Genomic DNA, 14,027 nt, shown 5'->3' with positions numbered 1-14,027 from the left:
CGGGCCGGGCGACCACGGCCGTCGCCCGGACGGGTGGCGACGGGGCTGCGTGGATTCGCGGGGTCGGTTAATACCCCACCGGCGGTCCGGTCAAACATCCGTCCTTTGTGGACGGACTCGGGCGGCGGTCTTGATGTGCGGCACGTCCCGGCTCAGCTCCCGGAAGCCGACGCCGTGGTACAGCTCCCGCGCGGCGGGACGAGCCGGCGCGCCGAGGCAGGCGACTGTCGCGTGGGTGGCTCCGGCGTCCCGCGCGCGCCCCAGCCCGTGCAGGAGCAGCGCGCGGGCCAGGCCGCGCCGCCGGTAACCCGGATGCGTCCCGACGGGTTCGAACTCGGCGGTCCGGTTCGGTTCGTCGAGCCACAGGATCGCCGAGGCGGCCATCGTCCCGTCCGGCGCCTCGACGAGGACGTGCAGGTCGCCCCGGTACGCCGTGGTCCGCCGGACGCCGTCGTAGCTCTCCGCCGTGTACGTGGTCGGCGCCCAGGCGTCGACGTGTGCCCGGACCGCGGCGGCGGGTCCGGCCTCGGCTGCCGTGCGGAAGCGGAATCCCCGCGGCAGCACGGGTTCCTCGATGTCGGTGAGGTCGCGTTCGGTGAGCTGGGTCCACGAGCCCGCGTCGCCCGCCGCGACCGGGTCGGGCCGGTAGCCGTGGGCGGCCCAGCGCGCCAAGGCGACCTCGTCGGCCGCGCCCGGCAGCACCGTGCGTTCGACCTCGCCCGCCGTGGCGTCGAACCAGGCGATCACCTCGTCGACCAGCCCGGCGTGCGCGGGGTGGACCTGGTAGGCCAGGTACGCGCCGGTGATGTTGCGCACCGACCCGTCGGTGCGCCGCACCCGGCGGGGGAGCTGGGCCCAGCCCCACGCCACCAGGTCGCCGCCGGAGAACCACAGCCGGCGCGGCCAATGCGCGCCCTCGGCCGCGTGGCCGCGGCCCCAGTTCCAGGCCAGCTCGCCGTAGGAGGCGTCGCTGTTGACCAGGTCCGGGCGCAGCGCGGTGACCCGCTGGGCGAGGCCCTGCATCAGCTCGACGTCCGCGGCGGTCAGCAGCTCGGCGTTCCCCATGGCCGGTCACTGTGGCAGGGGACCGGCGACGCCGTCGAACCGTTTTCGCGAGCTAGAACCGGTCGGGGATGCCCGCCAGCACCGCGCTCAGGCTCGGCAGCCACCGCTGCCGCGGATCGGGCGCCGACAGCCACTCCGTCGCCACGTCCACCCGGCGCGGCCCGACCGGCAATGGCAGCAAGGTGCCCCACGCCAGCACGTCGACGTTCCTCGGCAGCGTGTCGCGCGGCGGGATCAGCCCGTCCGTCTCCGCGAGGAGGGCCACCCGCGGGCCGTGCTGGGTGGGCAGGTGCATCGCCGGGCCCTGGCAGCCCGTCGCCGCCAGCCGCGCCAGGACCGGGCCCGCGCTCAGCTTGGGCAGCGTCACCGCGCAGATCCCGTTCTCCAGCGCCAGGAACGGGTGGACTCCCCGCCACTTCACCGGCCAGCCGAAGAGGCGGCCGTAGAAAGCGTCGACCCGGTCGCCCGCCGGGTCACGGGGCGCGACAGGCACCTGCTGGTCGAGCGACATCGTCGACGCCTTTCCACTCGCGGGGCGGGGTGCTGCCAGCCTAACGGCACTCAGTGCCGTTAGCAAGCCCGGCTGCTACCGTCCCCGCCATGACCGATTCGCCGCGCCGCGCGCCGGCCACCCGGGTCGGGGCGACCCCCGCCGGACGGCGGCAGCTGCGCCGCGCCCTCGCCTCGGCGGCGGTGGACCTGTTCGCCGCCAACGGCTACGAGGCCACCACGGTGGACGACATCGCGGCCGCGGCCGGCGTCGGGCGCCGCACGTTCTTCCGGTACTTCGACGCCAAGGACGACGTCCTCTTCGCCAACCACGACGAGATCGTGGCGGAGATGGAAGACGCCTTCGCCGCCGCCGACCCGGCGCGCGACCCGGTCGAGGTGGCCTGCGACGCGGTCGGCCTCGTGCTCGACTCCTACGCCGCCGAGCTCGACGTGTCGCTCAAGCGCTTCGCGCTGACCCGCACGGTGCCTTCGCTGCGGGACAAGGAGGTCGCGACCGTCGACCGCTACCAGCGCGTCCTCGCGCGCTACCTGCAGGCGCGCTACGAACAGCAGGGCGACGCGGCGGCGAGCCTGCGGGCGGCCGTCGCCGCCGCGGCGATCGCGGCCGCCAACAACCACGTCCTGCGGCGCTGGCTGCGCACCGGCGGCGAAGACGACATCAAGGTCCGCGCGGCGGAGGCGTTCGCACTGGTGGTCGCCGCTTTCCGGGCTCCGCGCGCGGACCCGGCCACGGTCGTCGCCGTGATGACCACCGCGACGCCCCTGCACGAGGTGGTCGCCCAGGTGGGGGAGATCCTCCGCCACCCGTAGTGGCACTGAGTGCCACGCTGCCGGAAAGCCGGTTTACACTCGGCCCGTGGCGAAGCGGAAAAACGTGAAGCCGACGCCGTTCCGCGAAAGGAACGGCGAAAACCCGTTCAACGCTTCCGGCGTGGTGCGAACGGGTCCGCGGCGCTTCACCTTCGTCGACAACAAAGACCCCACCGCATTGTTCGAAATGACGTTCGACGCCGGCTGGGAGAAAGTCGACCGCATCCGCCGGCGCCGGCTGCTCGGCGCCGGCGACTTGGGCGATCCCGAAGGGCTCGCCAGTGCCGACCACGACGGCGAAACCGTCCTGATCGTCTCCTCCTCGCTGTCGGTCGAGCGAAACCGGGTCAACGACGGCTTGGTGCGCGTCCGGTACGGCCCCGACGGCGACCTGCCCGCCGAGCCGATGGCCGGCTTCCGGGCCTGGCTGCTCGACCGCGTACCCGCCCTCGCCGCGCCCGGCACGCGGGAACCGGACGACGACGGCCTGAACGTCGAGGGCCTCGCCTGGGACGCGGCGACGAGCGCGCTCCTGCTGGGCCTGCGAGGACCGGTGGCACCCGGCCGCGTCGCCCTGGTCCGGATCCCCGTCGACCTCGGCGGGAAGTGGACGACGGAGGCCCTCGGCGAGCCCGCCGTGCGCTCGGCCCGCCTTCCGCGACCCGCGGCGGCCCAAGGCATCCGCGACCTCTCCTGCACCGCGCCGGACGGCGACCTCCTCGTGTTGCTCGGCCGATCGGCCAGCCACGACGACGCGCCGTTCCGGCTCGGCGTCTGGCCCCGCGACGGTGACGTCATCCGGCTGCTCGACATCACCTTCCACCACACCGCGAAACCCGAAGGCGTCACGACCTTCCCGGCCGGCGGCGAACGGAAGATCCTCGTCGTCGACGACACCGGCGGTTATGCGGTCCTCTAGGAGAAGTACAGCTTCGACGCCGCCGGGTCCTGGACGACCCGGGGCCGCCCGGACGGCGCCGGATCGGCGGCGAACGCCGCGCCCGCCCCGGTCCGGACGCTCGTCAGCGTGAAATAACCGCTGTAGGCGAAGGGGTCGCCCGGCGGGTCCACCGGGGTCACCGCGAACTCTTCGGCGTGGTCGGCGTTGTCGGCCGCGCGAGTGCAGAGCAGCTGGTGGCCCTGGGCCGACGTCGTCGTGCTCGCGTGCAGGAACCGGCCGGACGCCTTGGCGGCGAGCGACTTCCCGGTGCCGAGGGTGTCGAAGCACCACAGGTCCGCCTCGTCGACGGTGGCCGGCCGCAGCCGGTGGACGACCTCGAAGCTCCCGGGTTCGAAGGTTTCGGTGCCGCTGGCGTGCATGCACTCGTTGGTGACGTCTTCGCGGACGAACGCCCCGTCCGGGCCGGGCAGGCCGCCGCCGAGGTAGCCGGCCGACGTCGCGAGCCGCAGCTGCTTCCGCAGGACGGTGACCTGCGCGGGCAGGCCGGGCACGCCGAGCCCGGTCAGCACCGCCGCCATCCGGTCGAGCAGCGGCTTGAGCACCGTTTCCTGGGTCCGGTGGCCGAACACGCTCTCGCGGTAGGCGCGGATCCGGCCGAGCAGCTGCGCGCGGCGGTCCGGGTCGTCGCGCACGAGCTTGGCGAGCAGCCCGGCGGTGTCGATCCGGAAGTGCCGGTCCGGCTGCAGCGTCTGGTCGAGGCCCCACGGGATCAGCTTGAACCTGATGTCGCCGGCACCGGGCGCGGCGACGGCCGCCACGTCGTTGTAGACGTAGGTGTTGTTGGTGTTGCGGGAATAGCCGTCCCAATGCTTGAGGAAGAACTCCATCGCGTACAGCTTGACGAACTGGTCGAGGTCGAACACCTCGCTCGCGCCGGCCAGCCCGTGCGCCGCGATGTGGTCGATGGCGAACTTCAGGTCGGCCTTGTCGTCGAACTTCGACAGCGGTTCCACGCCGATGAAGCCGAACCGGGCGGCGACGAAGTCGTCCTTGTGCTCCAGCTCGTAGAGGTTTCCGTCGGTGTGCCCGAAATTGCGCTCGATGTACCGCGGCATGATCGGCTCGACGTTCACGTACACGCCCGGGCTGTCGACCCCGGCGACCCCTTGGCCGATCGGCGTGCCGTTCACGAGCACCTTCGCGAAATTGCCACGGGAATGGGGGAGACCCGCGAGTTCGAACAGCCGGTAGCCCAGCAGCTGCCGGAGGTAGGAAAGGTCCTGCACGGAGTTGTTGAGGGTCAGGTAGCGCGATCCGATCAGATCCCGGATCGGCGCCTTGTTGGCGTCGGTGAACTTCGCGAAATCGACGTGCAGGCACGGCTTGTCGCTGTTGATCGAGCCGCAGAAGGACTTCTTCTTGATCCCCACGTCGGTGAACGTCGTCCTGGCGGGGAACTGCGTCCCGGAGATCGTGACCGACGCCTTCCGCCAGGTGTAACGGCTTCCGCCGGTCCAGTCGAAGTTGCACACGCCGCCGGCCGGCTGCTCGGTGCGCACGGCGTCCCAGTCGGCCTGCGGCACCGCGATCTCGACCGTCAGCACATTGCCGATCTCGTAGAGGGAATCGAGGGCTTGCTGTTCCTGGGCGCTCATCCCGTCATGGTACGGCCGATTTCCCCGGCGCAGGCCGGCGGAAAATTCAGCGGCGAATTTCGCGTTCCGGCCCTTTCCCGTTGCTGTATCACCCGGCTCGCGGCAGGTGGACGGCGGTGATGCCGGCGAGGACCAGGTCCAGCCCGGCGAGGAACTGCTCGCGGTCGTCGTGCCCGCGCACCTCGGCCGCCACCGCCCGGGTGAAGGGGTAGTCGTCCGGGTCCAGGTCCTCCCACGCCGCCGAGACGGCGTCGAGGAATTCCTCGCGGTCGCCGCCCGGCGCGGCGCCCGCGTTGTTGGCGGCGTTCTGGCCGGCGGCGCCGAAGATGTAGCTCACCAGCGCCGAGGTCGTGGTGAACAGGTGGCCGTCCGGCACGCCCAGGGCGCGGACCTGGCGGCCGATGCTCTCGAAGATCCGGGGTGTCACCGACCCCCACGGGCTGCGCGAGAGCTGCAGCGCCAGCTGCGTGGCGAGCCAGGCGTGCCGCTCGATGGCGTCGAACAAGCCGAGCGCGACGGCGCGGATCTCCTCACGCGGCGAGCCGGGGGAGCCGACGGCCAGCGCGGCGGCGATCACCCCGTCGGTCGCCGCGTCGAGCAGCTCGCCCTTGTTCGCCACGTGCCAGTAGATCGCGCCGGCGCCGGTCGCGAGGCGCTCGGTCAGCGTCTTGAAGGTCAGCCCGGCCTCGCCGGAGGTGTCGAGCAGTTCGACCGCCGCTTCGACGATCCGTTCCCGGCTGAGTGCCTCGGTGCGCCGGCGGGTCCGTGGTGCCATGCCTCATCTTGACATAGCTGGAATGATGTTCCAACATGGAATGACATTCCAGAAGGAGGCATCGTGCACGTCACGATCATCGGAGCCGGGCTCGGCGGTCTCGTCCTCGCCCGCGTCCTGCACGTCCACGGCATCGCGGCCACGGTCTACGAGGCCGAGCCGTCCCCGGCTGCCCGCGCGCAGGGCGGGCTGCTCGACATCCACGTCGGCACCGGCCAGGCCGCCCTCGAAGCGGCGGGCCTGACCGACGAGTTCCGCCGGCTGGTCCTGGACGGGCACGAGGCCACCCGGGTCCTCGACCGCGACGGCACGGTCCTGCACGACGAGCCCGACGACGGCACCGGGGGACGCCCCGAAGTACCCCGCGGTGAGCTGCGGCAGCTCCTGCTCGGCTCGCTGCCGGACGGCACCGTCCACTGGGGACACAAGGTCACCGGCGTCCGCGCGCTGGGAGGCGGCCGGCACGAGGTGACCTTCGCCGGCGGCGCCACCGTCACCACGACCCTGCTGGTCGGCGCGGACGGTGCCTGGTCGAAGGTCCGGCCGCTGCTCTCCCCGGCGACGCCGGAGTACATCGGCCGGTCGTACGTCGAGACCTTCCTGTACGACAGCGACACCCGGCACCCGGCCGCCGCGAAGGCGGTCGGCGGCGGCGCCATGCTCGCGCTCGCCCCGGGCAAGGGTATTCAGGCCCACCGCGAGAAGGGCGGCACGCTGCACACCTACGTCGCGCTGACCCACCCGATCGACTGGTTCGGCGACTTCGCCGACGCCGAAGCCGCGATTGCCCGGACCGCGGGGGAGTTCGCGGGCTGGGCGCCCGAGCTCACCGCGCTGATCACCGACGGGGACACCCCTCCGGTCCTGCGGCCGCTCCACACGCTGCCGGTCGAGCACCGGTGGGAGCGGGTGCCGGGGGTGACGCTGGTCGGCGACGCCGCCCACCTCGCGGCCCCGAACGGCGAAGGCGCGAACCTGGCGATGCTCGACGGCGCCGAGCTGGCCCTGGCCCTGGCCGGGCACGACGACGCCGAGACCGCGCTGGCGGCGTTCGAGCGGGTTATGTTCCCCCGCAGTGCCGAGGCGGCGGCCGACGGCAACGAGCTCCACGAGCTGCTCTTCGGCGACGACTCACCGCACGGGCTGATCACGCTGTTCACCCGGGGAGCGAGCGGGTAGGCGCTTACCCCGCGTGGGGCGCCGGAGCCGGCGCGGCCGGCACCCGCAGGGTCGGGCGGAGGGCGAGGACGACCGCGCTGGTGACCGCCAGGTGCATCAGCATCAGACCGACCACGTTGGCGGCCGTCGCGCCCGCCGTCAGCAGGAGGAGGTCCGGGATCCACGTCAGGACGAGCACCAGGGGAACCACGACCCGCAGCACCTTCGCGTTGCGGCGGGCGATCAGTCCCCAGCCGGCGGCGCCGGCGAGCAGCCCGAGCACCGTCGCGGGCAGGTAGGCCGCGGGGTTGAGGCCCATGCCGATGCCGCCGTCGTCGAGCGCGGACGCCGCGAGCGCGATGACCGTGTTGACGGCGGCGGCCGCCACGAGGGCGATCCCCAGGCGGAGAACCGTGACCGAGGTCGGGGTGGCGGTGGTCGGCATCGCTCCTCCTTGGGTTGCGTGTTAAACCCAAAGGTAGTTCGGGTTGCGTGTTAAAGTCAAGCGTGCGGGAAGCAGTGGAGCCCTTCGGCCGGCTGGGCGATGATGAGCGGCGCGCGTGGGTCAACCTGGCCAAGGTGCTGCTCACGCTGCCGGGAGCGCTGGAAAGCCAGCTGCTGCGGGACGCCGACCTGACGTTGCTGGGCTACATGATCCTGGCGCGGCTTTCGGTGGTGCCGGGGAACAGCCTGCGGATGAGCGAGATCGCGGAGATGGCCAACGGGTCGCTGCCGCGGATCTCCCACGCGGTGGCCCGGCTGGAGGATCGCGGGTGGGTGACCCGGAAGGTGTGCACCGGCCAGGGCCGCCGCTTCACGACCGCCACCCTGACCGACGCCGGGCGCGCGCACCTGGCGACCGCGTCCCCCGCGCACGTGGCGAACATCCGGCGCCTGGTGATCGAGCCGCTTGGCGCCGACTTCGTCCGGCTCGGGGACGCCGTCGAGCGGATCGTCGAGAACCTGGGGCTGCCGACCGAGGTCTTCAAGCGGCCGGAAGCCTGACCGGCTCGGGCGCCCGACTCCGCCGTCGGTCACCATGGGACCGTGTCCCAGCCCGAAGCCGCCGGCCCCGGCCTGCTGTACCTCGTGAAGCAGCTCGAGCTCGCCGTGCGGGCCCGGCTGGACGAGGTGCTCCGCCCGGTCGCGCTCACGCCCCTGCAGTACACCGCGCTCACCGTGCTGGAACGGCGGTCCGGGCTCACCACCGCCGAGCTGGCGCGCAACTCCTTCGTCACCGACCAGGCGATGGCGGACATGGTCGTCGCGCTCGAACGGCGGGGCCTCATCGCGCGCGAAGGCGATCCGCGGGACCGCCGGCGGCGGGTGATCGGCCTGACCGACCCCGGGCAGGAACTTCTCGACCGGGTCCGCGACGACGTCACCGCGCTCGAACACCGGATGGTCTCGCAGCTGGACCAGCGTGACGCGGCCCGGTTCCGCGCGTACGTCGTCGCGTGCCACGCAGCGCTCGCGGATCGGCCGTCGCACTGAAAAGTACAGGAAACCTGTACATCTCCCGCGCGGCGTGGGACTCTCGGTGCCACATCGAGCCGGGCGTGACGGCCCGGGGTGAGGGGCACCACCATGCGCGTCCTGGCGCTGATCGGCGCGATCCTGCTGGCGGCCGGCTTGGTCCCGGGGACCGCGGCCGCGGCCGCGAGCGAACACCACACGGGTCAGCTGCCGGACGGGGCCACCTGGGTGGCGGACGTGCCGGCCGCCTGGAACGGCACGACCATCCTCTACAGCCACGGTTTCGGCCCGCTCACCGCGCAGGACGCGCCGGACGACGAAACCCGGGACGCGCTGCTCGGCAGCGGGTACGCGCTGGTCGGCTCCTCCTACAGCGGCCCGTCGTGGTGGGCGCTCGCCTCCGCCGTCGACGACCAGTTCGGCGCGCTGGCGGCGGTCGGGCGGCTGACCGGCCACCCGCGCCGCACGATCGCGTGGGGCACGTCGATGGGCGGTCTCGTCAGCGCCCTCGAAGCCGAACGCGGCGGGCTCGACGGCGTGCTGAGCACCTGCGGCCTCGTCGCCGGCGGCCTGAACCTGAACAACTACCAGCTGGACGGCGAATACGCGCTGGCCCACCTCCTCGCGCCCGCGCAGGACGTCAAGCTCGTGCGGTTCGCGAACGCGGCCGAGGCGAGCGCGTCGGCCGCCGCGCTGACGAAGATCGCCACCGACGCCCAGGCCACGCCCGCCGGGCAGGCGCGCATCGCGCTGGCCGCCGCCCTGATGAACGAGCCCGGTTGGTTCACCGGCCCGACGCCGCCGGCCCCCACCGACTACGCCGGCCAGGAAACCCAGCAGCAGCAAGAACTTTCGCAGTTCGTGCTCGGGTTCGTCGTCTCCGGCCGGTACCAGATCGAGCTGGCCGCCGGCGGCAACAGCGCGTTCACCGCCGGCGTCGACTACCACGCCCTGCTGGCCGGCAGCAGCCACGCCCGCCAGGTACGGGCGCTCTACCGCGCGGCGGGGCTGGACTTGGACGCCGACCTCGCGACGCTGACCCGTGACGCCGACATCCGGCCGGATCCCCAGGCCGTGCGCACCCTCGCGCGCACATCCGCGGTGACCGGACGGTTGCGCGTCCCGACCCTGGACGTCCACACGATCGCCGACCAGCTCGTGCCGGTGGAGCAGGAAGACTGGTACGGCAAGCAGGTGCGCCGGGCGGGCGCCGGAAGCCTGCTGCGCCAGGCCTACGTCGGCGCGACCGGGCACTGCGCGTTCCGGACGGCGGAGACGATCGCGGCCCTGCACGCTCTCGAGTCGCGGATCGAGACCGGGCGCTGGGGCGACGTCGCGGAACCGCGGCGTCTCAACGAAGCCGCCGGCGGCACCGGCCGGTACGTGCGGTTCGACCCGCCGCCGCTGACCGGTGCCCGCCGGTAGGGGCTACGACCGGAGGACGAACGCGGCGACGTCGAGACCGAGCTGCCGCCCGGCTTCGTGGTCGAGGCGGGTGTGGACGCCGGCGACGATCCGGCTCAGTCCCGCCTCGTCGGCGGCGTCCTGGAACGTGGCGAACCGCCGGACCACCCCGGGCAGCGCTTCGGACGTCACGGCCAGTGGCCACCGTGGCCCGAACTCCTGGCGCAGCACCAAGGCGCCCGCCTGCGAGACGACGCTGTGCGCGCCGGGGTACGCCGGGTCGGCCGGGGTGGTGGCGAGGCTCGACCAGTCGGGGACGCCGTCCGTCGCCGGGTTGCCGTCGTCGCCCGCCAGACGGATCGCCGTGATCGGGCGCCAGATCCGGTAGTGGTACTTCGCTTCGTAGAACGCGATCACGGCGTCGGCGAAGGCGAGGTTCAGCCGCGCGAACACCCGCGCCGCGACGACGAGGTTGCCGTGCGAACCGCCGACGACGGACTGCGCGATCTCGTTCCAGTAGTTCCAGATCGGCGCCGCCCAGAACCGCGCCCGCACGGTTTCGTCCGCGGTGCGGGTGGTGCTGCCGTCCCGCCCGGCCGCGGCGACTTCGTTCAGCGCCTTCGCGTACCGCGTACCGGTCAGCGCGGGGTAGGCGCCGGGCCGGAACCGGCCGGCGCGGTCGAGCACGAACGGCGTCACCGCGGCCCAGTGGGTGAACGCGGCGGGCGCGAACGCGGGCGGCGTCGGCCGGTACTGCCCCGGCGCGGTGCCCGGGGGAATCGCCGGCGGGACGGCGGCCGAGCCGTCGTTGGCCCGCAATCCCAGCAGCAGCCGGGCGACGAGCCCGCCGGCCCGCACGCCGGCGGCCCGGCCCGCCGGGTGCACGCGGGCCAGCTGGCCGGCCAGCAGGTTCGCGAACTCGCCCGCACGGGTGGGGTACAGGGCGGCCAGCACGTCGTGACCGGCCTGCGCCGCGGCCGCTTCCGGGTTCGCCGCGGCCGGGACTTCGACGGTGAACAGGTAGGGCCGTCCGGTCCCGGTCGTCGCGACGACGGCGTCGTGGATCGCCGCGTGCAGCAGGGCGAAGCTGCGCGTCGGGTGCACGGTCGCGGGCTGGAGGCCCGCGGTGCGGACGGTGGTCAGCAGCTCCCGGTTCCAGGCGAGGACGACGTCCGCGCCGCCCCGCCGGCCGCCGGCCGCGGCGGCGGGCGACGGCAGGCCGGTGGTGGCGAGCACGGCGGCGGCCGCCCCGCCGGTGACGAGCAGGTGCCGTCGCGACATCGATGTGGTCATTTCTCTCCCCGGTTCGGCGGATGGTCCGCTTCCCGATACGGTCCTTGGTTACGGCGTAACCCCGGCCCATATCCCTCATCCGGCGGGAAGAATCGGCAGGGGAGAAGGCGGGCGGTGCCGGTGGCACAGCGGTTCCGGCGCAAAAGCGCCGAACAGGACGAAGCGGCACCGAGACCGCGGCTGCACGCGGTCGGCGCGGATGTCTACCCGGACTGGGAGGCGGTCTACCGCGACAACGTCGATCGCGTGTACCGGCTGATGTTCTCGAAGGTGGGCAACCGGCCCGACGCGGAGGACCTCACCACCGAGGTGTTCCTGACGGCGTTGCGGCCGCTGCGCGTCTCGGCGAGCATCGGCGAGGTCCGGGCGTACCTGCTGGCCACCGCGCGGACGGTGCTGGCCGGGCACTGGCGGCGCACGCTCGGCCGGGAGATCACCACCCTCGACGAGGAGCGGGACATCGCGGCGTTCGAAGCCGGCGCCATCGACCCGCGCACGCCGGCCCGCGCCGAAGCGATCCTCGCGCGGCTGCCCGAGCGGTACGGCCGGATCCTGCGGCTGCGGTTCCTGCAGGCGTGCTCACTCAAGGAGGCGGCGGCGGAGCTGGACATCACCGTCGGCAACGCGAAGGTGCTGCAGCACCGCGCGTTGCGGCAGGCGGCCCAGGTGGCGGAAGGGATGGAGCCGTGACGACTCGAGGTGTCCGCCGGTTCGTCAAGGATCTCCTGCGCCGCCGCCGGCCGCGCGCGTTCGCGGCCGGTCCCGGCGACGAGGCCGAGCTGCGGACCGCGGTGCTGCTGCGCGCCGCCCGGCCGGGTGCCGGGGCGGCGAGCGAGGAGTTCGTCGCCGGGCTGCACCGCAGGCTCGCCCAGGAGCTCGGGGAACCGGCGCCGACGGGCAACCGGCGCCGGTTCATCCAGGTGTCGTCGGCCGCCGCGGTGGCGGCCGCGGCGGGCGCGGGCGTCGAATACCTGGTGACGTCCGGGACCGCCGAGCCGGCCGCCGAGGACGTGCTCCGCCCGGAGAACGGCGAGTGGCGGGCGGTGGTGGCGGCGCACGACCTGCCCGAGGGTGGCGTGCTGCCGTTCGACTTCGGGGCGGTGGCGGGATTCGTGCAGCGGTCGGCCGGGCAGGTGCGCGCGGTCTCGGCGACGTGCACGCACCTCGGCTGCCGGCTGAACCTGGACGCCCCGGCCCGGCGGCTGAACTGCCCGTGCCACCGGACGTCCTTCACCGTGGACGGTGCCGTCCTCGTGCACCAGCTGCCGGTGACGCCGCCGCCGTTGCCGCACCTGGTGGTGCGCGAGGCCGGGGGAGTGGTCGAGGTGCTGGTCCCGCCGACGGGAGCGTGACACCCGCGCGTATTCCGGGCATGAGGAATTCCGTTGCGGTGAAACACTTCCTGCTCGTCACGGTGGCGGCGGTCCGGGCATGACTCCGCCACCGTGACGGTGACGCCGTGACCGGCGGTCAGCGCAGGTACGAAGCCCCGTTGACGTCGAGGATCGCGCCGGAACTCCACGCGGCTTCGGGCGAGGCGAGGTGGACGATCGCCGCGGCGACGTCCTCCGGCGTGCCGACCCGGCCGAACGGGCTCTGCTCCCGCAGCTCGTCGCCACCGGGGCCGGCGAGCTTGGTCTCCTGGCGTTCGGTCGCGACGAACCCCGGCGCCACCGACGTCACCGAAATCCCGTGCGGTGCCAAGGCGATCGCCATCGACTGGCCGAACGCCTGCAGTGCCGCCTTGCTCGCGCCGTAGGCCGGGTGCTCGGGTTCGCCGCGGAACGCGCCCCGCGAGCCGACGTTGACGACGCTGCCCGGGCGGCCCTGCCCGATCAGGTGCCGGGCCACCGCCCAGGTGACGTTCGCGGCGCCGAGCAGGTTGACCTCGACCGTGCGCCGCCACACCTCGACCCACTGGTCGTAGCCGACCTCGGCGACGGCGTGCCGGGTCCGTTCGGTCGGGGCCTGCGCGGCGTTGTTGACCAGGACGTCGACCCGGCCGAGCGCCGCGACCGCGTCGTCGGCGAGCCGCCGGGCCGCCGCCGGGTCGCCCAGGTCCCCGGCCAGGCACACGTGCCCGGAGCCTTCGAGTTCGCCCAGCGTCGTCTCGGCGTCTTCGCGGCGCGTGCCGTAGTGGACCGCCACGCGAAAACCCCGGGCGGCGAACGCTTTCGCGGTGGCGCGGCCGATCCCGCGGGACCCGCCGGTCACGAGCACGCCCTTCACTTGCCGTCCACCTCGACCAGGTCGAGCCGCGGGGTTTCGCCGGGGCCGACCGGGAACTGCGCGAGGAACGTGACGCCGTCCTCCTGCGCGTCGAAGCGGGCGATCCGGGTCGCTTCCGGTTCGTAGAAGACGTCTCCGGGCCGCAGCAGCGTTTCCGGCTCGCCTTCGATCTGGTAGACGGCGGACCCGGTCTCGATGCTGCCGAACACCGGTCCATTGTGGACGTGCAGGCCGGCGCCGTGGCCGGGCGCGATGGTGATCCGGCGGACCTCGACGAGGTCGACCAGGCGCGGGGCGGGGAGCCGCTGTTCCAGCACGAGCGTCCGGGTGACGGGTTCGGCGGGGACGGGCGCCGGTTCGCCGCCGGCCACCGCGTCGCCGATTTCGGTCGCGGTGCCGTCGCCGGGGATCTCCTCGATGGCCAGGTGGGTCATCGCGGTCGTGTCGGTGGCACCGTGCCAGTGCCATTCGCCGGCGGCGACGCGGACCGTGTCGCCGGGCCGGACCAGCTGGGCCGGGCCGCCGCGCCGCTGCACGTACCCGGTGCCCTCGGTGACGACGAGGACCTGGCCGAGCGGGTGCCGGTGCCAGCGGGTACGCGCCCCGGGCGCGAACTGCACGCGGTCGACGCGCGTCCGCGACGGGCCTTCCGGGACGGCGAGGGACGTGACCCACGCGCTGCCGCTGATCGCGTCGGCGGGCGCGGGCGTGCTGGTCTGCGGGACGGGACGGACGTGCACGAAGGACT

General features: G+C 73.5%; 16 protein-coding genes. 8 read left to right on the top strand and 8 right to left on the bottom strand.

Annotated features, from left to right (window positions below; all coding sequences use genetic code 11):
- Positions 1 to 90 precede the first annotated feature (90 nt).
- Both AB0J40_RS18675 and AB0J40_RS18670 read right to left on the bottom strand, forming a co-directional pair.
- Positions 91 to 1,065: a GNAT family N-acetyltransferase gene (locus AB0J40_RS18675; RefSeq protein ID WP_364454324.1), complete on the bottom strand. Its 975-nt coding sequence runs from the start codon at positions 1,063 to 1,065 to the stop codon at positions 91 to 93.
- 52 nt (positions 1,066 to 1,117) lie between these two features.
- Complete coding sequence (locus AB0J40_RS18670) at positions 1,118 to 1,576, bottom strand: glycogen operon protein GlgX (protein WP_364454321.1); 459 nt, start codon at positions 1,574 to 1,576, stop codon at positions 1,118 to 1,120.
- A gap of 89 nt (positions 1,577 to 1,665) precedes the next feature.
- Between AB0J40_RS18670 and AB0J40_RS18665 the strand changes: the two genes are divergently transcribed.
- Both AB0J40_RS18665 and AB0J40_RS18660 read left to right on the top strand, forming a co-directional pair.
- The gene (locus AB0J40_RS18665) at positions 1,666 to 2,388 is read left to right on the top strand and encodes a TetR family transcriptional regulator (RefSeq protein ID WP_364454319.1); all 723 of its coding nucleotides are present in this window, start codon (positions 1,666 to 1,668) and stop codon (positions 2,386 to 2,388) included.
- A gap of 46 nt (positions 2,389 to 2,434) precedes the next feature.
- Positions 2,435 to 3,307: a DUF3616 domain-containing protein gene (locus tag AB0J40_RS18660; protein WP_364454317.1), complete on the top strand. Its 873-nt coding sequence runs from the start codon at positions 2,435 to 2,437 to the stop codon at positions 3,305 to 3,307.
- Here the strand turns inward: AB0J40_RS18660 and AB0J40_RS18655 are convergent.
- Positions 3,304 to 4,944: a CotH kinase family protein gene (locus AB0J40_RS18655; RefSeq protein ID WP_364454315.1), complete on the bottom strand. Its 1,641-nt coding sequence runs from the start codon at positions 4,942 to 4,944 to the stop codon at positions 3,304 to 3,306. The genes AB0J40_RS18660 and AB0J40_RS18655 overlap by 4 nt on opposite strands.
- An 88-nt stretch (positions 4,945 to 5,032) precedes the next feature.
- The gene (locus AB0J40_RS18650) at positions 5,033 to 5,719 is read right to left on the bottom strand and encodes a TetR/AcrR family transcriptional regulator C-terminal domain-containing protein (protein WP_364454312.1); all 687 of its coding nucleotides are present in this window, start codon (positions 5,717 to 5,719) and stop codon (positions 5,033 to 5,035) included.
- Positions 5,720 to 5,782: 63 nt separating this feature from the next.
- On the opposite strand from AB0J40_RS18650, the gene AB0J40_RS18645 reads away from it, so the two are divergent.
- A complete protein-coding gene (locus AB0J40_RS18645; RefSeq protein ID WP_364454309.1) occupies positions 5,783 to 6,898 on the top strand; it encodes an NAD(P)/FAD-dependent oxidoreductase in 1,116 nt (371 codons plus the stop codon).
- A gap of 4 nt (positions 6,899 to 6,902) precedes the next feature.
- Here AB0J40_RS18645 and AB0J40_RS18640 read toward each other — a convergent pair whose 3' ends face one another.
- Positions 6,903 to 7,322: a DUF6069 family protein gene (locus tag AB0J40_RS18640; protein WP_364454307.1), complete on the bottom strand. Its 420-nt coding sequence runs from the start codon at positions 7,320 to 7,322 to the stop codon at positions 6,903 to 6,905.
- A gap of 62 nt (positions 7,323 to 7,384) precedes the next feature.
- On the opposite strand from AB0J40_RS18640, the gene AB0J40_RS18635 reads away from it, so the two are divergent.
- The 3 genes from AB0J40_RS18635 to AB0J40_RS18625 all read left to right on the top strand — a co-directional run bounded on the left by AB0J40_RS18635 (position 7,385) and on the right by AB0J40_RS18625 (position 9,778).
- Positions 7,385 to 7,882, top strand: a complete 498-nt coding sequence (locus AB0J40_RS18635) for a MarR family transcriptional regulator (RefSeq protein WP_364454305.1) — start codon at positions 7,385 to 7,387, stop codon at positions 7,880 to 7,882.
- Positions 7,883 to 7,924: 42 nt separating this feature from the next.
- On the top strand, positions 7,925 to 8,371 hold the full coding sequence (locus tag AB0J40_RS18630; protein WP_364454302.1) for a MarR family transcriptional regulator: 447 nt from the start codon (positions 7,925 to 7,927) through the stop codon (positions 8,369 to 8,371).
- Positions 8,372 to 8,464: 93 nt separating this feature from the next.
- A complete protein-coding gene (locus AB0J40_RS18625) occupies positions 8,465 to 9,778 on the top strand; it encodes an alpha/beta hydrolase (protein ID WP_364454299.1) in 1,314 nt (437 codons plus the stop codon).
- Positions 9,779 to 9,781: 3 nt separating this feature from the next.
- On the opposite strand, the gene AB0J40_RS18620 is transcribed toward AB0J40_RS18625, so the two are convergent.
- The gene (locus AB0J40_RS18620; protein WP_364454296.1) at positions 9,782 to 11,050 is read right to left on the bottom strand and encodes a vanadium-dependent haloperoxidase; all 1,269 of its coding nucleotides are present in this window, start codon (positions 11,048 to 11,050) and stop codon (positions 9,782 to 9,784) included.
- 114 nt (positions 11,051 to 11,164) lie between these two features.
- Between AB0J40_RS18620 and AB0J40_RS18615 the strand changes: the two genes are divergently transcribed.
- Positions 11,165 to 11,740, top strand: a complete 576-nt coding sequence (locus AB0J40_RS18615; protein ID WP_364454293.1) for an RNA polymerase sigma factor — start codon at positions 11,165 to 11,167, stop codon at positions 11,738 to 11,740.
- Entirely contained in the window at positions 11,737 to 12,402 is a 666-nt protein-coding gene (locus AB0J40_RS18610) for a Rieske (2Fe-2S) protein (RefSeq protein WP_364454290.1), read from the top strand. Before AB0J40_RS18615 ends, AB0J40_RS18610 begins: the two co-directional genes overlap by 4 nt.
- A 118-nt stretch (positions 12,403 to 12,520) precedes the next feature.
- On the opposite strand, the gene AB0J40_RS18605 is transcribed toward AB0J40_RS18610, so the two are convergent.
- The gene (locus tag AB0J40_RS18605; RefSeq protein ID WP_364454287.1) at positions 12,521 to 13,279 is read right to left on the bottom strand and encodes an SDR family oxidoreductase; all 759 of its coding nucleotides are present in this window, start codon (positions 13,277 to 13,279) and stop codon (positions 12,521 to 12,523) included.
- Complete coding sequence (locus AB0J40_RS18600; protein ID WP_364454285.1) at positions 13,276 to 14,019, bottom strand: cupin domain-containing protein; 744 nt, start codon at positions 14,017 to 14,019, stop codon at positions 13,276 to 13,278. The genes AB0J40_RS18605 and AB0J40_RS18600 overlap by 4 nt, the downstream gene beginning before the upstream one ends.
- Positions 14,020 to 14,027 lie beyond the last annotated feature (8 nt).

The sequence above is a fragment of the Amycolatopsis sp. NPDC049691 genome (assembly GCF_040675005.1).
In the GTDB taxonomy this organism is placed as follows: domain Bacteria; phylum Actinomycetota; class Actinomycetes; order Mycobacteriales; family Pseudonocardiaceae; genus Amycolatopsis.
This window is presented reverse-complemented; position numbering and strand designations above follow the sequence as displayed.

Bases quoted from the DNA above. Each gene is read 5' to 3' on its own strand.
- AB0J40_RS18675 (WP_364454324.1), bottom strand. From the start codon at position 1,065: ATGGGGAACGCCGAGCTGCTGACCGCCGCGGACGTCGAGCTGATGCAG.
- AB0J40_RS18670 (WP_364454321.1), bottom strand. From the start codon at position 1,576: ATGTCGCTCGACCAGCAGGTGCCTGTCGCGCCCCGTGACCCGGCGGGC.
- AB0J40_RS18665 (WP_364454319.1), top strand. From the start codon at position 1,666: ATGACCGATTCGCCGCGCCGCGCGCCGGCCACCCGGGTCGGGGCGACC.
- AB0J40_RS18655 (WP_364454315.1), bottom strand. From the start codon at position 4,944: ATGAGCGCCCAGGAACAGCAAGCCCTCGATTCCCTCTACGAGATCGGC.
- AB0J40_RS18650 (WP_364454312.1), bottom strand. From the start codon at position 5,719: ATGGCACCACGGACCCGCCGGCGCACCGAGGCACTCAGCCGGGAACGG.
- AB0J40_RS18640 (WP_364454307.1), bottom strand. From the start codon at position 7,322: ATGCCGACCACCGCCACCCCGACCTCGGTCACGGTTCTCCGCCTGGGG.
- AB0J40_RS18625 (WP_364454299.1), top strand. From the start codon at position 8,465: ATGCGCGTCCTGGCGCTGATCGGCGCGATCCTGCTGGCGGCCGGCTTG.
- AB0J40_RS18620 (WP_364454296.1), bottom strand. From the start codon at position 11,050: ATGACCACATCGATGTCGCGACGGCACCTGCTCGTCACCGGCGGGGCG.